We start from the raw sequence: 20,077 nt of genomic DNA on the forward strand, positions 1-20,077 counted from the left end.
ATTGACTGGGCTACCAACCCGGGGTCTGCTTGTATTTATTGTTACTTCTGGATATTTCGTCGGGACTAATTGGCCAGGCCATATGCTTGTTGGGATCAAACCGCCTTGCAGGCCATACTTCCTGAATAGTATAAGAAGAATTTGGATCCGTTTTTACTGCGTGAATACGTCCATGCAAGGGTGCATTAATCTTTGCAAAGTCGCCCCATCTTTTTAGATCATAAAAGCGGTCGGTCCACTCGCAGGCGAGTTCTGTCCGGCGCTCGTGCTTCAGATCGTCCATGGTCGGATTACTTATCTCTGGCAAACCAACCCGTGCCCGTACCTCGTTCAGCGGGCTCGCTGCATCGCCATTCCGCCCCATTTTGATCAAGGCTTCCGCTTTAAAGAGAAGAATTTCGGCGTAACGCATCAGAGGAAGATTAAGAGTAGTAGTCGGATAATCACCACTGGGATTGATCTGATTATTCGTCCCGGCATTAGCATTAGAACCGTAGGAGTATGGCTCCATGTATTTATTGATCTGGAAACCAGAAAGACTATTGGTCGAGAAATAGGAACGCTCCTCGCCAAAATACCTGAACTTATCACCAAACTTCAGGATAGTTACCTCGCGACGGGGGTCATTTGTTTCGTACTCATCATAAAGTTCTTCCGTGGGCTGGAAATAGCCCCAGCCATTGTAAATACCCCATCCCTTGTTTTCAAGAATGACTCCTGGAAACTCAGAGCCGCCCTGAATTCCTGAAGTTACCGACCAGATATATTCCGAACTCCAGTTATTTGCAATAGTGAACACAGCCTGGTAATTCGCTTTTCCACTTCCTTTTCCGGTGATAAGAGCTCTGTTTCCTTCTGATTTGATCTTATCACATATGGGAGGAATTAAGGCCCATTTTGAAGGATCGTACTGGGCAAGGTAGGCATAGGTTTTTACCAGATATCCCCAGGCTGCTACCTTATGCGCACGACCGCGGTCGGCAGGACCATACGACTCAAAAAAGGGCAACAGATCCGCAGCCTTTTGAAGGTCTTTTATGATCTGCTCGTAATTATCCGTCACCGAAGGTAATTGTGGTGCAACGCGCTTCTCAAACTCTGGATTTTCAGGACCATCAAAAGGGACGCCCTGGTCTTTGTGCCCCCAGATATAAGCAAGCCAGAAGTGGGCAAATCCACGGACGAAATAAGCCTCGCCAAGAGCGCGGTTCTTCAGCGCCTCAGAAGTATTTGTGGCGGCAGGCACATTCGCAATCACCTGGTTGGCTTTGTTCATCATCCAGTAAAGGTCATTCCATCCTCCGGTGAGATAGCCTTCGCGACCAGTAGGTATGAAGTTCTTAATATTCTCCCCATCCGCCTTTACCCTGCCCACAATAAGGTCATCACTAGCGTTTTGTACCCAGAAAAGGTCTCTTCCCCAGGTTGACTCGTACCGCATCGGCACATACATGGAAGCGACGGCCTTTTGCACATCTTCCTCGCTTTGCCAGAAATAGGCAGTGGTGGGAGAACCATTTGGTTTTGTATCTACCCATGCGTCGTTGCAGGAGCTTGTTCCCAAAACAATCGCAAGAACCAATGCCGGGATATAGTTGATTTTGAATTTCATTTTAATGTCTTTGTTGATGATATAAACAGGATCAGAATTTCGCACTTAAGCCAAATGAATAGATTCTTGATAAAGGGAACTGGCCCCCGTCAAAGCCTATCCCACCTACTTCAGGATCCATACCCGAGTATTTGGTGAACGTAAGCAGGTTGTCGCCGCTGAAATACACTCTCAGGGTCGAGTTGTGTGGCATTTTCCGGAAGGTATAGCCAATAAGCACATTTTTCAGACGCAGGTAATTTCCGTTCTCCAAAAACCAATCAGAGGGCTGCTGAAAATTTTTATTGGGATCGTTCGCCCGGATCCGCGGAATATCAGAACCCGGATTTTCCGGAGACCAGGCTCCGAGTATTTTATCCCAACGGTTATAGCCCTGCTCAGCTCCGTTCAATGTAGACTCCTTAAAGGCGTGAAACAGCTTAACTCCACCCACACCCTGCAAGAACATACTCAGATCAAAGTTCTTCCACTCGAAGTTTGTGGTAAAACCATAGCTAAGCTTTGGGAAAGCGCTCCCCATATAGCTTCTGTCTCCATCGTTAATGATGCCGTCATTGTTAAGATCAACGAATTTCAGATCGCCCGCCTTCGCTTCCGGCTGAATTCGTTTACCATCCTTCATGTAGGAGGCAGCTTCCTGATCCGACTGAAACAAGCCGTTGGTTTTTATCAGCCAGTAGGAATATAGAGGTTGCCCTACAACAGAGTGATACGGACGAAGTACTCCCCGCCAGGAATCCCCGTCGTTCCAGGAGGAAGTAGGGTTATCGTCAATATATTGGATCCTGTTTTTAAGGGTTGCGATGTTTCCATTCAGGCTATATTTAAGCGCTCCTGCTTTACCATTCCAACCCGCACTGAACTCCAGTCCTTTATTTCTTATCTCACCCTGATTGATAAGAGGTCTTCCCAAACCAAAGGTATTAGGCCACAGGTTATCCTGCTCCTTAATCAGGTCGTAAGTAAGCTTGTCGAAGTAATCAGCGCTGAAGCTTAAGCGTTGATTGAACATGCTCAGGTCGAGCCCAAGGTCTGTCTGCCGCGATGTTTCCCAACTCAGGTCCCGGTTCATTCTACTATTCAGGTAGAGCGCCGGAGTCTGAGGAGCCCCGGAACCTATCTGATAGGTTTGATTGGTGCTTAAGGTGGAATAACCATAATAGCGATAGATCGAACCCAAATTGCCAATCTTACCCCAGCTGGCGCGAAGTTTTACCAGATTAAGGGCCGGTACATGAAAGAAAGGCTCTGAACTTATTTTCCAGGCAGCTGTAAGTCCGGGAAGGCCTTTAGACCGATTCCCTTCAGGAAGGCGCCCTGCAATGTCTACTCGGTAACTTCCTGTTAGAAAATACCGGTTGGCCCAACTGTAGGATAAGCGGCCCACATATGAGGCATTCCGGTCTTTCCAGTCGTCATCCCCTGGCCTGTCAGCCCCATACACTGCTGCATTGTCGAAGTAGCGGGCCCAGTCGGCTTCATTTTCGAAGCCTTGGGCCCTAACATTGAACGAGCGGGCGGCCTCTTCCTGGCTGGTCGTCGAGACCATGGCACCGAGCGTATGCCTGTTCAGCTGTTTGCTGTAGTTCAGGGTATTCTCCCATATCCAATGATACCCTCGATTAGTAGAATAAGACAAGTAATTCTGGTTGACCGGCTTACCAGGCTCTGTACGTTTTGGTTCAAAGTTTTTGAACAAGTTGTTATTCTGACGATAGGAGAACCGCGTTACAAACTCCAGGCCTTTCACCATGTCAGTCAGGTTTAGTTCCGTCACAGACTGGAGGTCGCTAGTCTTGTTTACCGGCTTGTTACGCAGCAACGTAGCGAGAGGATTAATAGCATCACCGTGGATCCCCAGATAAGGCGACTCACGCGGGCCTACTCCACCGAAACTGCCGTCTTCATAGTACGCCGTTGCTGAACGTGGCATATAGATCGCCGAAAGGATCGTACCGCTATAACCACCCGAAGTAGAAGTTCCCCGGTTATCGTTGTTGTTCCAGAATACATTCTCACTTAGCTGGAGGAACTTATTAAACTGGTAACTGGTATTGAACCTCAGGGAGAGGTTCTGACTATAAGTATTTTCCAAGGTCCCTTCTTCTTTTTCATACCGGCCCTGGATGAGCGTTTTGAACTGCTCCGTCCCCGCGTTTAAGCTTAGGTTATGTCTTTGAATAAGTCCTGTCCGGAAAATCTCACCTACCCAGTCGGTACGGGTTTCCTGTGCGTAAGGATTCTTCGCCGCATCCCAGCCATCGAGCGGAGTCATTCCCGCGTTGATGTAAGCCAGGTTCGATACCCTTGCCTCATCGGCTGCTGTTAGAGATTGCGGCAGGCGCCAGGCATTTTTCAAGCCAGTAAACTGGGTGTACTCCAGGGAGGGCTTTCCTGCTGCTGCCTGTCTCGTCGTTATTAATACCACCCCGGCTGCGCCGGCAAAGGCCCCGTAAATTGATGCAGAGGCAGCATCTTTCAACACCGTTACTGATTCCACATCCGCAGGATTGAAAGGTGCATTAGGAACTCCGTCTACCACAAACAGGGCACTCTCACCAGATCGCGAGCCCATCCCGCGGATGGTGAGAGAAGGGCTGGCATTGGGATGTCCTCCGTTATTCACAATCGTGACACCGGGCACTTTCCCCTGTATCATTGCAGGAACATTAAGCACAGGCCGGTTTTTAGCCTGCGCGATGTCGGGAACAGTGGAAACAGCTGCCGAAAGATCCTGCTTTTTCACCGCTCCGTACCCGATCACTACCACCTGGTTGAGATCCTGATTGTCTTCCTTCAAAACTATACTAAGCGGGGATCCGCTTACTAATACTTCCTGAGTAGCAAAGCCGAGAAAAGAGACGACCAGGGTACTGTTGGGGGCAAGATCTCTGATTATAAATTCTCCCTTAGCATCCGTAACTGCTGATATTGCAGTACCTTTTACTTTCACAGTTGCTCCGGGAAGCGGCAATCCTCCGGAATCCGAAACCTTACCCCTTACTTCAAGAGACAATGATTGGAATGCTTTCGTCTCCTTAGCTTTTTTCTTGATAATTATAGTTTTATTATCAAGGATATACTCAAATGGTTGCTCCTTAAAACTTTCGTTAAGCGCCTGTTGCACACTTACATTTTTCAAATTAAGCGAAACAGGTTTCCCCAGTTTCAAGTCGTCGTACTTGTAAAAAAGCGAGTATCCGCTTTGCTTTTCTATCTGGGAAAGTATTGTACTGAGGCTCATATTTCGCCCCGAAAGCGAAATATTTTGAGAGAAGCCTGCGGCGCTCAGTTGCAGGCAAAAAACTGTTAATAGAATAGCTGTGAGTTTCATCAGAAGAAACAGTTTTTTTGATAAAAACGGGCGCATCGGCACCGTTTTACCAATAGCGATAAAATGCATACTTTTGTCAATAAGGGTTTAAAAAAAATTCCGCAAGAGTTTTAAGGATCCTGCTCTCTCGAGAGCTAAAGCCGGGCGTGTTCGAGCACTACCCGGTTTTTTTATAGGATCAGAGTGACTACACTATGTTTTCATAACATTTTTATTTTAGTTGTTCTCCACTTTTATTTTTCTGCCATTTATAGTAAAGCGAACATCTCCCAGTTCGAGCACACGAAGCACTCCTGAGACCTCCTCGCTCCGTTTAATTTTTCCTACATATTGTTCGTTTGTAACCGGCGCTGCATATTCTACCTCCACATCGTACCAGCGGGATAGTTGCCGCATGATCGCACGGAGGTCCTTTTTATCGAAGCGGAAATAACCCTCTTTCCATGCTACAGCAATTTCAGTGTCTGCATCGCTTACAGCTATCACGTGACTACCCTGAGGTAAAACAGACTGCTGTCCCGGCCGTAAGACGGTTGCAGCGGCAGGAGCTTTCGCTGATCTCACTTTGACTGCGCCTTCGATCAAGGTTGTGACAATGGCATTTTCATCAGCATAGGAATTCAGGTTGAATTTCGTGCCGAGCACTTCCACAGTCTGCGCCCCCGAAACAACAAGAAAAGGCACTCTACCTTTTCCTCCGGGTAAGCTCAGCTTTTCTATTTCGAAATACGCTTCACCCTCTACAAGCACCTTCCTCTCAGTGGCGCTGAACATTGTTGGGAAGCGGATAGAAGAAGCTGCATTTAACCAAACTTTCGAACCATCAGGCAGTGTCAAACGGTAGTGTCCACCCCGGGGAGTACTAATCGTATTTAATCCAGCAGGAGCATTACCGCCCTGGGCCGTATTTCTGCTCGCGTCAAAAACAACTTGCCCCTCTCCGGTTTTTCTGATGGAAATACCCCCTCTTTGTGCCAGCTCTCCGTCCTTTTCATCCTCCAGAAGGATAGTGGAGCCATCTGCAAGTGTCAATACAGCCCTATTCCCACCCGGAACTATTTTAACTGATTGTGCTTCACTGCTTTTTGAAATTTCAAATTTCGATTGATAGATAAAGTAGGATGACAAACAAAGAATGATCACTGCCGCAGCAGCGGCCATCTGTTTGAGGTAAGCAGGCAATCTCCTGATTCGAGGAGTTTCTTCCGACGACATCGCTGCTTTAATCTTCGCCCGGATAGTGTTCTTCAATCTTTGTTTCTCCTCATTTGACAATCGTTCCAGGAGGTCCTCTTCCAGATCGAAAAGTTTATAATAGGCAAGCAGAAAGTCCTCCTCTTCTCTGGAAGCCTTGCCCGTCCTGTACTTCTCCAGGATCAGCATAAACTCTTCTTTCTGAATATTCATTACAGCTTTTATATCCAAGACAGCCAACATGGAAAAACTCCCACGTAAACTTTATCTTTTTTTAAAAATGAGTAGGATCCCTTTAAAAGAAGAGGAGAAATACAAGCACCGAAAGGAGCGAGATATGCTCCTGAAGTTGAGAAACGCTCTTTCCCAGCTGGTTCTGGACTGTTTTACGGGAGATATTGAGGCGAAGGGCAATTTCGGCAGTAGAATGTCCCTGATCGTACCGCATCTTGAATATCTCCTGCTGAGATGGGCTAAGTTTTGAAACGAGCGCATTATAAGCGGAAAGGAATTCCTTCCGGAGAATCGAAGCGTCGGCCTGTTCATCTTCCTCCTGCAAATTCAGCAGAAGGTCATCCACCGGTCGGTAGCGCCCTTCTTTCTCCATCCAGTTAAGAACCGAATTTCTTGCCGACGCAAGCAGGTAAGCCTTCAAATTATTTATTTTGTAGCTATTTCGGCCTGCCCAGATTTTCAAGAAGATATCTTGTGTAATATCACTAGCACTTTCAGTATCTCCCGTGCGCCTTGAGACTACCGAGAAAACCAACTCCCAATACCGTTCATACAGGCAATCAAAGGCATCAGCATTATCTTTGCGGATCTCCGACAGCAGAAAGGAATCGTCGTGATAATCAGGATATTCTTCTAACATTTTGTGGATGATTACGAGAACAGCTGCGGACGTACCGGCAGATGCTGAATCCGCCTCAAATGAAGCACATAGCTGTTAAGTGTAGATTAAAGAACCGTTATCCTTTAACGGCCGCAGAAACAAAGGAGAGAATTGGGCTAGGCTTGCGGTCCGAATTACTGTAAGCGCGGGGCTTTTTCAAGAGAGTCCGCCAGATGGAAATCAGGTTACCAAACATTCTCTCAAAGGATTCAAATAATCCAGTTGCTTGTCCTCGAATAATTGTTCCAATGCTTCACAGCCGTTCTCCATTTTATAATCACGTTCTCTTTCGGTGATGGGTATGAGCCAAAAGCAGTGAAACATCTGGCCGTTAAATTCAAAAAGTTCAAGATCTTCACCATCCATATAGGGCAAAGAAATAAAGCCATGGTCGCACTTGGAATTTGGAAGCCAAGGTCGACCGATATTGATAGTGTGATGAATGTTTAAAGGCAAACCGTTTCTATGATAGGAGGCACAAACTGTTACAAGTTCAACTATAGCTTCATCTTGTTGAGGCGAAAAAACAAAAAGCTCAATTAAGTTGTCATCGATGCGGCCTACTGACATGCCTACGGTACAATAAGTCCAGTAATGGTGGCGAGCATTTGGCCTGAACTCTAAAACATAGAAATCGGGGTGCAATTTCTCAGTAGGCCCTTTTTTTAAGAGCCTAGGTATTCCTTCAATCCCGAAATAATTTTCATAATGATTTCGGAGGCTCGTTGTAAATGTACTGGTCATTTCACTACGTGCAAAGTATGGTTAAATTTAGAAAATTTTTAAAACCACTGCACCCTCCATTTTTTCAGAGGCTATATTACGAGCCGCTTTTCTTTCCGTCATCTTGCATCTAGTATTTACTTGTCAGTGTGATAATATCCTTCTTATCTTCTCATTAGTAAGAAGCAAGACACAATCACCTGTTACACCTATAGATATAGCTACAATTTTTACAACGGCCAACTACCAGTAAAAATAAGAAGAGCTTTACTGGATCTAGCGATTAAGGCAGTCCCAAAAGAAGTAGAAGTAAATACATCATTTCAGCCATATTTGGTAAACGCGGATAGCTTGCGGTTCTTTTGGAAGGAACTGAATAGGCGTAAGCCCTGGTCCCTTTTAGATGATCACAACTTTAAAAAAGCTTGTAGTATGACGCTTACGGACGGAACTACTATAAAGCTTTTTTCAATTACTGCTGGTGACATCAAGGTATTAAGTTTCTATGAGCCAGCGTTTTTCGAGGAGCATTGCCCAGGGAACAAAGATAGATTATCGATCTTCGAACTCCAGGCGCTGTTTAATAGGTATTTTGTTATCTCTTCAAAGTAAAAGGTATCGTTTTTTGAGACTAACGTTAAGTATAAAACAGGGCGGCGTTATAAAGAGATTTACTATCATATCATAATCCTGTTCCTTAATGGGAACAAGTTTCAATTACAACATCAGCTGCTGCTCTGTTTTATATAGTGTTAGCACCAGTTGTCTTTACTTCTCCAAACTCTATCCAATCTCCTACATTTTTTTCGATCCAAATTTTTGCTGGTTCTGTTGCTAGAATGTATCCCTTATTTTCTGCCATCATAATATCAGCATCAAATCTTTCCAATACATATACTCCAGCTGAATTTAAGCTTCCAACCACAGGTATTTTAACCTCCCAAATTTCTCCAATTCGGTTAGAAATAATATCCGAATGTGGAAATGCAAGTATGTAGTCCTCCGGCTCTCCTGATTCAGGATAAAATTCAGGGTCATCGGAATTTAAATCCCATTCGGTCCAATTCAATTCCACTATATGTTTTTTAATTATCCTTTGAAAATTGAACCCTTTTAATTGTGATTGCTCAATCTTGTTTTTAATCTTATCTGTTACAGTTAAATCCCATAATCCAGAAATAATTAAAGGAGGAACATAAGGCCCCGTTCTTTCCAGCTGTAAATATCCCTCTTCGTCTCTATCCAAATGACTAGTCATTCCCTTAACCAGAATACTACCATAATCACCCCAAGGACATTGTTTATTATTAAGCCTATAGATTTTCATTCTTCAAGTGGTGCTAACAAGCGGCTTTTCGCATATATTGTAAAGCCATCGGATAGAGCATATTTACGCAATGCATGACTGTGTTTTCCATCGTTTCTTGAGACAATTGATAACGCCTTAGTTTTGGTTAGCTAATATTTCTGTTTTCTTTATCGATGTCGCCCAAAATAGGCTGAAGGTGCCTAATGTCTTCTGGCCAACTATCTTCCCAAGGATATACTCCTTTTACAGTTGGGTAAACACACTGAAGTAAAGGGAAATTATTATTCTTATAAAATCTAATAGCTTGACCTACATATTCATCGTAATACTTTGCATCTACATCTATCATTAAACATTCATAATCATCTAAGATGTCGCTATAAAATGTTCCGCCTTTATAAATTCGACCTTCCTTTAGATCGAAGCCGATATTATTTATTAGAATGTGAGCTAAGTCCTTCTTTAGTCCAATCATTATGATTTCGGGATGCTGATAATTATGAAAGAGGCCTATTGAATACGTAAACCCTGGTCCTTTATCATCTTCTAAGACATGAACAACGTGTAGTCCATACTCTTCAATGTTCGAAAGCAGTTTCTCGTATCCTTTTACTTCTTTTTCCATCTATTTAACTTAAGCTATAGATTTTCATTATGCATATATGAGTTTACGTCTCTGGGAGTTTACCCAATAATTGCAGGATTTCCTATCCTTTTTTAAGACAGAATAACTTCAAGTGTTTATATTGTGATCATTTAAAAGCACTTCCGTGTCGGGCAGCACTAATGTAATTAAAAAGCAGAAAACTTCGAGAACCAGGTCAACAGGGCATAATTTAAACATTGTGTTACTAACTGCCTCTTTTTTCCTCGGTCATTGCACCAAAAGTTTTTACAAATAAAATCCTGTCGGTTTCTGAGTCGTTCAGCCTTTTTGTTAGCTCTTTGTTCGGGTACGTTACTTCAAGTGAATCTTTTTCTCTTAATTCCAAAATCATAAATAGCTCTCCATTAAAGTCTGATTTCAAACCGCTTATTGCTTTAACAATATTAAAGTCATATTTAGAGTCTACCAAGGGAGTCCAATTCACGTAGCCTTTACCTTTAGATACTTTTATTGGAAACATTATCCAGCATTCTGGAGTGACTTCTACTGCTAGTGTGTCCTTGAAGATGTTAAAATGTAAAATTACTGAAGAAGAGTCCTTAAGCCAAGGCGTAGATTTTGGGTCGTAAACCACCTCGCTAATATTGTTAAATCTATTTTGAGATTTTGTTAGGTCGGTCGTTCCTCGGTTGCCTTCATTGCAACCTATTAACATAGTCAGTATTATTAGTAGAAGTTCAACCTTCCTAAGTGTCATTAAGGTCGTGATTTTTGAGGTTGTCTGTAACATTTGGCTAAACACAATTGCGTTTATTTCCCATATATACGAAGTTTTATCTAGAGTTCAAGAGCCTTATCTTTCTATGGTTATTGTAAACCAAGAATCAGATGTACGCCGACCTACTGTTCCAGAATGTAATCGTTTTTTGAGACTATGATTTTCTTGTTTTTCAGCCTTCCGTTTAATTGTTCCTTCCTAGTAATTGCTACCGTTATTAACGCTGAATATTTTTCTACCTTTCGAAAAACAAGAAAACTAATAGCACTTACTTTGCTGTGTTTCTACAGTAGAATTTAATTATGTCGACTGTAGAGGGAGCAAATTCTTTTTCTAGAAGCATGAAGTCCGGATCATTTAAGCTATAAAATAAATAATTTTTATCCTTTCCTAAAAGTCCCCAGAAATGATCTGCATGGTCAGAATTAGCTCCAAAACTAATTAGTAAGAGACTTGTTTGTGAATTATGGAGGTAGATTTCAAGACACTTTCGAATGAAGAACCTGTCTTCATAATTTCTCAATTTGAGCTCTTTTCTTGTATCAGAAAACTGCTTTTCGGCTATAAGATATTTAAAAATACTATCTTGAGAATTCGCGATTCGCTGATCTTTATCAATAAAGATTCCCACTTGCGCCAAAGAAGAACTGTAACTTGAGAAGGTCATAATTATAGAGATGAATACTACTATCCATAATTTCATTTTCATATTGCTCGTTGTTTAATAATCCATTCATCCCGAATAATTCAAACCCCGTTACTACCTGCTTTTCTCTTAGGGCCCCAGCTTAATAAAGGGTATCTTTTCTACAAAAAATTTGTGTATTACTGCCGCTAGAAACTCCCCCCATCATTATCATTTTACATAGCTTAATTAATCGTTATTTGAGACAGAATAACGATTAAGGGTTTGAGTTGTGCCCGCTTAATAGCACTTCACTGTCGCCCAGCACTAATGTAATTAAATAGCAGAAAATTTCGAAAACCACGTCAGCCGGGCATAACTCAAACCTGATGTGTGCGCCTTGAATGGTAAATATAGGAGAAAATCGTAAGAGCTAGAGGATTCAAGTCCCTTATGTGCCGGGGTAACGCCCGGAAGCATTAGTAAGCCGCAAGGTGGTTTACCGTGAGGTATGCACTAAAGTAAGCGGGACTACAAATGTCTGTACCGACGAACAGGAATCGGATAAGAGGCATGCATGCGTGGATGAGCAAGCACATCATTGTGAAGTCCAGTGAATACCAAAGCGCATGTATGTAGATCCGGCGAGGATAGACAGGAAGCTATTTACCTTACCGAGGGAGGCCTCTTAGGTTACGGGTAACCACAAAGAGGAGTCAGCAGAGGTCATAGTAGTGGAAGGAACACGAGCCGGTGGGTAAAGCCGGAGGTCTCACAAACTCACGAAGGACCGAACGATACTGGTTCCAAATGTTGCAAGGAGGTTCAAATTCAAGTTTGCCAGCCTTACAATAAGCGGAACAGGGAAACAAACAAGATGATTGAGAAGGTAATCAACCGTAAAAACATGCTCAGGGCATACCGCCAGGTGCTGTTGAACAAGGGTTCAGCAGGTGTGGATGGTATGTCTGTAAAAGAGCTATCGGCACATCTGGATAAAAACAGAGAACGGATAGCTCATGAAGTATGCACGGGCAAATACCTCCCTTCACCCATCTTAGGGGTAGAAATCCCCAAAAGCAATGGAAAGACCCGTTTACTGGGTATTCCCACGGTAACCGACCGGCTGTTGCAGCAAGCGGTAGCTCAGGTGATCACCATCAAGTTTGAACAGGAATTCAAAGACCACAGCTACGGTTTTCGGCCCGACCGAAATGCCCATCAGGCAGTACTGCAATCGCAGAAGTATATCCACGAAGGCCATCAGCATATCGTGGATATCGACCTGAAAAGCTTCTTCGACGAAGTAGATCACTGTGTCCTGTTGCAACTGCTCTACCGCAAGGTTAAATGCCCGCTCACCCTGCGTCTGATCCGCAAATGGCTATGCGCTCCCATCTTAATCAAGGGAAGGCTGACCAAACGCAGAAAAGGCGTACCCCAGGGAAGTCCTTTAAGCCCGCTGCTGTCCAACATCATGCTGCATGAACTAGATAAAGAACTGGAAAAACGGAAGCTCAGGTATGTCCGCTATGCCGACGACTTTAGTATTTATACTAAAAGCAATCAGACAGCCCGAAAGGTGGGAAATCAGATTTTCCTGTTTTTGCAGGATAAACTAAAGTTACCCATTAATCGGGGGAAGAGCGGCATCCGAAAGCCGGTACAGTTCGGGTTGCTGGGCTATAAGTTTGTACCTACCTACAAAAAGGGCGACAAAGGCAAATACCAACTGGTGGCAAGCGACAAAAACTGGAAGAACCTAAAAGAAAAACTGAAAGCAGCCACAAGGAAGACCAGTCCGATGAGTTTCGATGAGCGCATTCAAAAGCTCAAAGAAATACAGCAGGGCTGGATCAATTACTTTCGGATGGCAAGTCTGACAGGAAAGCTAAAGGAACTGGACAGCTGGGTCCGAAACCGTCTTCGGTACTGTATCTGGACTGACTGGAAAAAGCCTGAACGGAAAAGGAAAAACCTGATCCGTCTGGGCGTAAACCCCGATCAGTCCTACTCCTGGAGCCGAACTCGTATGGGTGGCTGGGCGGTAGCTCAAAGCCCCATTATGGTGACCACCATTACCCTGAAAAGGTTAATCAAAAGAGGATACCAATCAATGCTTGATTATTATCAGAACGTTTCCCCATCAGCTATCGAACCGCCGTATACGAGACCCGTACGTACGGTGGTGTGAGAGGCGCACCTCATCGCTTACAAGCGGTGAGGCCGTCTACTCGATTAGCGGCTGCTTATTGTGTCACGCATGGTGTAAGTATATGTCCGCCGCCCTGAATGTCCGCATTATTAGCTTTCATCCAGTCAAGAGCTTTATTACCTAAAAGTGCTGTGTAAGTATACGCACCTAACTCGTGTTTATATTTTTTTAGTTTTCTTCTTGTCGCCTTGATAATATTGTCTGACCACTTTACGAAGTCCTCGGACTTGTCAACCCATTGCATATTTTCTACAAACTTTGGTTGAAAATAAAGCCGTCCGCTATGAATTGAGTTTTCACGAAATATACTTCGGTCAAAGTCCAATGTCGGTGTATTGGAATTAACCAACCAATATTTTTGCGGTGCAATATAGTCTAAACGAATTTTCGCCAAGTCACTCCGCCTTGCCAAGTATACCCGAGCCCCTTCTTTAATAAAGTCTCTTACGATTGTGTCTTGAATTAAAGTTATTTTGTCCGAGTGATGATAATATGGAATGAAAACAATGTCGTCAAATGTCTTTAAGAACGCGTCAAATTCTTGTTGATCGTGTGGATGAAGGAAAAAGTTAACTTGTCTGTTCACTGTTTTTTATATTGATGTCTGTCCTTATAAGTTGCCGCTAACGGTTAAGGGTTTATATTGTGCGGGATAAATAGCACTTCACTTTGAGGACCAAAGCAATAGAAAGCACTTCACTGGGTACTACCACGTCAACCCGCATTATTTAAACCCGATGTTATGTTTTCGGCTTTTGTTAGAAGCCCAACTCCTGATAATACGCTTTGTTTGCTTTTTTGTCATACCATAAGTATTGTGAAAGTTTTCCTCTCTTTATATTTACATATGGTTTGATTTCTGCGATCTTTTCTTTATTCCACCACGAAAACTCTTCTGAGAAAAACAAGCCATCATCATATTCCCTCGAAATTCTTAAGTTCTTTTTCTTAATAATCCTTCCAACAGTCGAAGAATCACAATTAAACGAAAATAAAACACTATAGTCAGGGCCTAAATCTCCATCACAATAGATATGATTTACATCTCGCGTTAATCCGATTTCTAAATATTCTTCAAGCCGTTTCCTATTGCTGTCAGTATCGGGCTTGCCAGAGTCGAAATGTTGGCAACTAGAAAAAGCAGTCCATAACAGAATTAGAAAGTATATTCGATTGTTCAAAGGGTCCTCCTTTTAAGCTGAAACATAACAGTTAGGCTAAGAGTTGTGCGGGATTAATAGCACTTCCGCCGTTGCCAGCACTAAAATAAATAAAAAGCAAAAAACTTCGCCCCTGCACTTTCCGCCGGCATAACTTTTAGGTAGTGTTACACGTAGGCGCTTTCTAGGCACTCGCTAGTGAATTAATTTTTAAGTTAAGCCAGTTTGAGAGGAGTTGAACGCGTCTCTAGTCTCAAACATTTATTCCCATTTTTAACCCGCCAGCATTACTGAAATATGCAAATAAAGCTTTTTAATCTCGGTATCTAAGGAATATGCTTTTAATATTGTCTTGTAGTTTTTGAAAAGAAACTAGGATATTTGAACTTAACGACGTTCTGATATTTAAAGGAGCTGAAAAGCTCCTTTAAATATCAGAAAAATTAGGCTGTCAAAATTACTGTAGCGGCAGTGATTTGAGAATTTCTATCTTTTACCTGATACTCTCTTCTCACAGCTTCCAATTGCTGATTCATTGTTGTGATAGCAGAAATATGAGAGGCTTTGTCAAGAGGAGTAACTTTTCCTTCTTGTTTTATCTTAGCTCTAATAGCTTCTGTTCTACTTATTTTTGTTATCATACTTCGAAATCATTAAGGTTGTGTTCGAATATTCGAAAGTCTTGCAAAGCTAAGACATTGGTTTCTAAATTGCCACTAATTTCGTCAAAAAGAATTAGCTTATCTTGAAATGCTGCAAAAATCAAAGGCTTATTAAAGTAAATATTTGCCTCTGTAGCATCTACAATAATAATACCATTGGCTTTCTTTTCTCTCATTAAATCTTTTGAGCTTACCTCGGCAACCCATATGAATTTCGGCATGGAGGTTTCAATTAATATACTCTTGAGATCTTCTTGAAATGTATCATTTTTAGCTATACCATCTTTGAAAGATCGGCTAGAAGCGAGATAAAATCGAAGTAACACCTCACTACTATCCTTCAAGGGTTCGGGGCCAGTGATAAGGAAGTTCCTAACATAGTTTTTCGCTTCATAAGCTTCTAAATATATTTTTGGATATAAAGGAGCAATGAAATACGTCACTTCACAAGTACTCCATTCTGCACCATAATGTCTTGCTGGTTAACTTAAGGGAGCTTTTTGATATGGAGGATGATTGTCATCAATAAAAACAAAGTCTTTTGTTATTGAGTCATAATCATATAAAACAATACTTTTCGCCGCCAAGCCTGCAGCTAAAGTGGTATTCGAGGTTTTATATGACACCAAGGAGTTAATCTGATTATCTTCGATTTTATTGTGACCGATAGCTAATAAAGCGTGACCAATACTTCCTCCTCTGTGTCTATTATCAATCGCCATAATAACAGGTATCCCGCTTTCAATGTAGCAACTTAGCAATCCTTCAAATTCTGCAGCATATTGTTGTTTGCTATAGATTCTTGTGCCAAATCCAAACTCTTTTAATGCATAAGACATTTGCGCAATATTCAATCCTTTTGAAGGAACCTGCCTTTCAGATGAAACTTGATTAAGCGTCTTAATTATTTTAGAAGGCAGTACAGGCTGGTAATTTGAATACTTGTTACTAAAGTACTCCATAATCGCCCATAAACTTGTTTCCGCACAACTAATAGTTTCTGTGTCTTGTGATGAGTGGGGAAAGCCTTTTACAGTAAATTTAACTCCATTGACCGTTGTATGGAATTTACTTATACAAGAGATGAAATTACTATTATTTTTTAATAAGTAAGGAGAAACAATACTTCTTCCTATGATGAAAGGGTCAGTCGGTCTTAGAACAATAAATCCACGATATTTTTTCTGAAGTATTGGATGTTGAGCTCCGTTAAAAAAATCAGTGTCTGAGATTTGATCTTCAAAAAAAGATAATCTAACGCAGTCTCTTTTATATTTAGGCAATTTGGAGGAATAATAGTGATAATAGCTGTCACGATAAACTTTATCAACATAATTACTTTCAGCTAATATAAAAGTACTATCCTTAAAATTATCAAAATACGGCTTTACCAGCCTTGTAAATAGTATCCCTGAGGTAACATCACTAATGCCGAATTCATCTTGCAATAATTTTTTAACTAATTCTTCTCCGTTAGTGATCGGCTCTATATAAATGGAAATACTCATAATATATTATTGAAGCTTCTAAGATAATTATAAAGGGTGAAGGACACTAATAGCACACACTATGGCCGGAGCTGAAATACTTAAATGGGAGAGCTTTTTTATTCGACTTTCTTGCATTCAAGTATAAAGGTCAAGTAAAAACTTCTTGCGCTTACATGTATTGATTAAACTCAAAGTCGAACGAATAAGTAGCACTACTACGGATGCTATCACTAAATAATTCAAAAAGCAAGAACTTCAAGGCAGCAGGTCAATGTCGGTTACGAGCTCTAGATGCTCTATTCATGCCGTAAGTTTTTAAAGTCCTTGGAGTTACGGATGGGGTAATTAGGTCGGTGGTCCTGCTGTTATTTGCAAGTCTTCGACAAGTTGATTTTATGCGATTGCTCGTCTTTTGCGCTTACGTGTAACGATTAGGCTAGAAGTTGTGCCGGATTGGGAGCACTTCCGACGTTGCCAGCACTAAAGTAACTAAAAAGCACTTCACTTGGTGCGCACACTTCAGCCGGCATAACTTTTAGCTAATGTTAGGCGCAGTTTTTATTGTCAATGGAGAAAGTCCATTTTCCTTTAATGTTCCTGTTAAGCTGTCTAAAACCATTTTTATTTCATTTTTCAAACCAAGGTCATTAGTCAATGGAATTTCACTGCTGCACATAGCTAATTCGCCAGATAGGTCAATATTTTGGCTCCTTAATCTGTTCCGCATCCTCTTCCCCTCTTCCTTCAGAATCTTTTCATTTGAAAACTCGACAAAAGCAGAAATTGAAAAGTAATACTTGTTAAATACCAATCCCTTGTCATGAGGAAGGTCGATTTGAAAGGGAAAGTTATTGTGAATGCCTAAAATTTTAACTGAATGTTCCCATCCATTAAATTCTTCCTTTACTATCCAGTCTTTTGATTGAAAGAAGTCAATAATATTGCTATCTAGTAATAGTTGTTGTTTTCGTCTATAGTCGTTATACAACCACCAATAGAAATAAATCAAGAGGCCAGCCAAAAACAAGATTAAAATACTAAGGTCGGAATCGCTGCCTTCTGGAGTATTTGTCACCAAAATTATTACTAAAGCAAGGATAAGGATTGTAATTAAAAGATATGACTTCTTAAGAGCTGAGAAAAATTCAGTAAAGGTCAATATAATCATAAAAGTTGTGTGGACTTGTAAAATTGCGCCTAACTAAAATATAGATACACCACCTGCGTCTATATTTCCTATTGGTGCAGCAATTTATTATAAATTATAAATATTCAAAAAATCCGAAGTGCTTAAAATGCGCTAATAGTTTTAGTACTAACTTAAGTAGTTTTAGTTTCTGCTTGAGAAAGTGGTAGCGGAGCGGGTGTGGGTCTGAGCGGGACGCTCAGACCAGGACAAACTAGTACATTGACCAACTCAAGAGATGCCGAAATGAATCCGGCATGACGCCCCCCATAGAGAGAAGCTTCAAGCCCCAATAACAAAGAAAGCCTGACACTTTCGTATCAGGCTTTCGTACCCAGAGCCGGAGTCGAACCGGCACGGTTTCCCACAGGTGTTTGAGACCAGCGCGTCTACCAATTCCGCCATCTGGGCATTGCTATTTGCTTTAGCGGTGTGCAAAGGTATTTAAACTCTCCTTAATTCGCAACAAATATTTTTGTCTGTAGTATAGGTCTTTGATTTTCAGCAGGAATAATTCCTTTTCGCTCTGTTTTTCTTCTTTATCGTACTTCGAAGTGTACATATTCAGCTCTAACAGGAGCTCTTCTTCTATGCCTAATACTTGTTTCTGCAGCTTATCCAGCGCTTCTGCATTGGGATCAAACTCGAGCTCCATCAGCTCTTCGTTCACTTCCATCATTTCCATCAGGAAATCCTGCGGCAACTGGTATTTATCCCCTTCTGCTATTTGCTTATGCAACTGAAGGATGTATTCCAGGCGCTTCTCTGGCTTAGAGAGTACCTGGAATGCTTTATTGTTCTGCGTAGAAAGCTCCAGGATCTCCTGCTGCTTCTCCGGCGTATCGTTCACGTAAAAGTCGGGATGGAACTCTTTACTCAAGGAATAGAATTTCCGTTTTACCTGGGCCTCATCTACATTAAATGCCTCGGGCAACTCATAAAACTCAAAGTAATTCATTATTTAATTACGTGCTTTAGAATATCGTTACCTAAAACAAATACCATTAATGCAATAAGGATAAAGAAACCTACGATCTGTGCTTTCTCCATGAACTTATCGCCAAGTGGTTTCCCTTTGATCATCTCGATGATCAGGAAGGTAGCGTGACCACCATCCAGTGCTGGGATAGGAAGCAGGTTCATTAATGCCAAAGCCATAGAAAGCAAGCCTACAAGGCTCCAGAACTTCAGCACATCAAATTGACCACCGAACATGTTTGCGATGCCTACAGGACCTGTAAATGCTTTCTGAGCCTTTACTTGTCCCGTTACTACCTTACCAATACCACGGGCGTTGTCCATAAATGCTCCCCATGCTTTTGAAGCTCCTATCGGTAAGGATGCAAACAAGCCGTATTTCTGAGTTTCTTGAGGAAGATCTGTTACATCAGCCGCAAAACCGATCTGACCATCTGCATCAACTGCCGTATTCAAACTTACGGTATCAGCACCACGTAGTGCTTTAAGGGTTATCGTTCCGTTTTTTGCTGCAGCAAGCTCAGTTTTCAATTCGTCAAGGAATTGAACAGGCTTGTTATTCGCAGCAACGATCTTATCCCCTACTTTTAATCCCGCTTTCTGAGCGTTTCCACCTGCAACTACATCGCCTACCCAGGCATGCATCCTTGGCGACACGAATTCGCCAACGCCATAGTCGGCCACTTTCTCCAGCACATCACCCGGTACTGCTATTGTTTGCGTACCGTTATTACGTGCCACTGTAAGCTGACTATTACCTAAGAGAACTTTAGAGCTGGTTACTTCGTCAAAACGTGTGATAGGGCTGCCATTTACGGCGATGATCCTGTCTCCGGCCTGTAAACCGATCTCTTTACCAATTTTACCCGGTACCACTCCGTTTACCAGTTTATCATTGGGGATATAGGTTTCTCCAGCCCTGAACACAAGCATCCAGAAGATAAAAATACCCAATACAATATTTACCGCAATACCTCCAAGCATTACGATGAGGCGCTGCCAGGCTGGTTTAGAGCGGAACTCCCATGGTTGAGGAGGTCCAGCCATCTGATCTGTATCCATGGATTCGTCGATCATACCGGCGATCTTCACGTAGCCACCTAAAGGAAGCCACCCGATACCGTACTCAACATCTTTATGTTTGAAGCTAAATAATTTAAAGCCCCAGGCATCGAAGAACAAGTAAAACTTCTCTACTTTAATACCGAAAGCACGGGCGGCAAGGAAATGCCCTCCCTCATGTAAAATAATTAATATTGATAAACCCAGCAAAAGCTGGCCTGCCATAACTAGACCGTCCATTTAATAT

General features: G+C 42.1%; 19 protein-coding genes and 1 tRNA gene. 2 read left to right on the forward strand and 18 right to left on the reverse strand.

Features of this window, described 5'->3' with window-relative positions; all coding sequences use genetic code 11:
• Window positions 1-10: 10 nt before the first annotated feature.
• The 5 genes from J4N25_RS05640 to J4N25_RS05660 all read right to left on the reverse strand — a co-directional run bounded on the left by J4N25_RS05640 (window position 11) and on the right by J4N25_RS05660 (window position 7,779).
• The gene (locus J4N25_RS05640; RefSeq protein WP_207421165.1) at window positions 11-1,612 is read right to left on the reverse strand and encodes a RagB/SusD family nutrient uptake outer membrane protein; all 1,602 of its coding nucleotides are present in this window, start codon (window positions 1,610-1,612) and stop codon (window positions 11-13) included.
• A gap of 31 nt (window positions 1,613-1,643) precedes the next feature.
• Window positions 1,644-4,946: a SusC/RagA family TonB-linked outer membrane protein gene (locus J4N25_RS05645; protein ID WP_242695783.1), complete on the reverse strand. Its 3,303-nt coding sequence runs from the start codon at window positions 4,944-4,946 to the stop codon at window positions 1,644-1,646.
• Window positions 4,947-5,162: 216 nt separating this feature from the next.
• The gene (locus tag J4N25_RS05650) at window positions 5,163-6,353 is read right to left on the reverse strand and encodes a FecR family protein (protein WP_207421166.1); all 1,191 of its coding nucleotides are present in this window, start codon (window positions 6,351-6,353) and stop codon (window positions 5,163-5,165) included.
• Between the two features lie 82 nt (window positions 6,354-6,435).
• A complete protein-coding gene (locus tag J4N25_RS05655; protein WP_207421167.1) occupies window positions 6,436-7,014 on the reverse strand; it encodes an RNA polymerase sigma factor in 579 nt (192 codons plus the stop codon).
• Window positions 7,015-7,215: 201 nt separating this feature from the next.
• Window positions 7,216-7,779 (reverse strand): suppressor of fused domain protein, encoded by a 564-nt coding sequence (locus J4N25_RS05660; RefSeq protein WP_207421168.1) that lies wholly within the window; start codon window positions 7,777-7,779, stop codon window positions 7,216-7,218.
• Between the two features lie 411 nt (window positions 7,780-8,190).
• Between J4N25_RS05660 and J4N25_RS05665 the strand changes: the two genes are divergently transcribed.
• Entirely contained in the window at window positions 8,191-8,370 is a 180-nt protein-coding gene (locus tag J4N25_RS05665; RefSeq protein WP_207421169.1) for a hypothetical protein, read from the forward strand.
• Between the two features lie 130 nt (window positions 8,371-8,500).
• Here the strand turns inward: J4N25_RS05665 and J4N25_RS05670 are convergent, their stop codons facing one another.
• The 4 genes from J4N25_RS05670 to J4N25_RS05685 all read right to left on the reverse strand — a co-directional run bounded on the left by J4N25_RS05670 (window position 8,501) and on the right by J4N25_RS05685 (window position 11,161).
• Entirely contained in the window at window positions 8,501-9,085 is a 585-nt protein-coding gene (locus J4N25_RS05670; RefSeq protein WP_207421170.1) for a hypothetical protein, read from the reverse strand.
• Window positions 9,086-9,212: 127 nt separating this feature from the next.
• A complete protein-coding gene (locus J4N25_RS05675) occupies window positions 9,213-9,692 on the reverse strand; it encodes a DUF4262 domain-containing protein (RefSeq protein ID WP_207421171.1) in 480 nt (159 codons plus the stop codon).
• Window positions 9,693-9,918: 226 nt separating this feature from the next.
• Entirely contained in the window at window positions 9,919-10,431 is a 513-nt protein-coding gene (locus J4N25_RS05680; RefSeq protein WP_207421172.1) for a hypothetical protein, read from the reverse strand.
• A 289-nt stretch (window positions 10,432-10,720) separates the two neighbouring features.
• Window positions 10,721-11,161, reverse strand: a complete 441-nt coding sequence (locus J4N25_RS05685; RefSeq protein WP_207421173.1) for a hypothetical protein — start codon at window positions 11,159-11,161, stop codon at window positions 10,721-10,723.
• Window positions 11,162-11,954: 793 nt separating this feature from the next.
• Between J4N25_RS05685 and ltrA the strand changes: the two genes are divergently transcribed.
• Entirely contained in the window at window positions 11,955-13,271 is a 1,317-nt protein-coding gene (gene ltrA / locus J4N25_RS05690) for a group II intron reverse transcriptase/maturase (RefSeq protein WP_207421174.1), read from the forward strand.
• A 55-nt stretch (window positions 13,272-13,326) separates the two neighbouring features.
• Here the strand turns inward: ltrA and J4N25_RS05695 are convergent, their stop codons facing one another.
• The 9 genes from J4N25_RS05695 to rseP form a co-directional block, all read right to left on the reverse strand.
• Window positions 13,327-13,878 (reverse strand): hypothetical protein, encoded by a 552-nt coding sequence (locus tag J4N25_RS05695; RefSeq protein WP_207421175.1) that lies wholly within the window; start codon window positions 13,876-13,878, stop codon window positions 13,327-13,329.
• Between the two features lie 172 nt (window positions 13,879-14,050).
• Complete coding sequence (locus J4N25_RS05700) at window positions 14,051-14,473, reverse strand: hypothetical protein (protein WP_207421176.1); 423 nt, start codon at window positions 14,471-14,473, stop codon at window positions 14,051-14,053.
• 422 nt (window positions 14,474-14,895) lie between these two features.
• A complete protein-coding gene (locus J4N25_RS05705; protein WP_207421177.1) occupies window positions 14,896-15,093 on the reverse strand; it encodes a hypothetical protein in 198 nt (65 codons plus the stop codon).
• Window positions 15,090-15,557 (reverse strand): hypothetical protein, encoded by a 468-nt coding sequence (locus J4N25_RS05710; RefSeq protein WP_207421178.1) that lies wholly within the window; start codon window positions 15,555-15,557, stop codon window positions 15,090-15,092. The genes J4N25_RS05705 and J4N25_RS05710 overlap by 4 nt, the downstream gene beginning before the upstream one ends.
• A 39-nt stretch (window positions 15,558-15,596) precedes the next feature.
• The gene (locus J4N25_RS05715) at window positions 15,597-16,622 is read right to left on the reverse strand and encodes a cysteine peptidase family C39 domain-containing protein (protein ID WP_207421179.1); all 1,026 of its coding nucleotides are present in this window, start codon (window positions 16,620-16,622) and stop codon (window positions 15,597-15,599) included.
• A gap of 517 nt (window positions 16,623-17,139) precedes the next feature.
• Window positions 17,140-17,679: a hypothetical protein gene (locus J4N25_RS05720; protein ID WP_207421180.1), complete on the reverse strand. Its 540-nt coding sequence runs from the start codon at window positions 17,677-17,679 to the stop codon at window positions 17,140-17,142.
• Window positions 17,680-18,121: 442 nt separating this feature from the next.
• Window positions 18,122-18,201 (reverse strand) — tRNA-Leu (locus J4N25_RS05725).
• A 13-nt stretch (window positions 18,202-18,214) separates the two neighbouring features.
• Window positions 18,215-18,748: a Fe-S protein assembly co-chaperone HscB gene (gene hscB, locus J4N25_RS05730; RefSeq protein ID WP_207421181.1), complete on the reverse strand. Its 534-nt coding sequence runs from the start codon at window positions 18,746-18,748 to the stop codon at window positions 18,215-18,217.
• A complete protein-coding gene (gene rseP / locus J4N25_RS05735; RefSeq protein ID WP_207421182.1) occupies window positions 18,748-20,070 on the reverse strand; it encodes an RIP metalloprotease RseP in 1,323 nt (440 codons plus the stop codon). Before rseP ends, hscB begins: the two co-directional genes overlap by 1 nt.
• Window positions 20,071-20,077: the final 7 nt, after the last annotated feature.

It is taken from the genome of Desertivirga brevis, assembly GCF_017355835.1.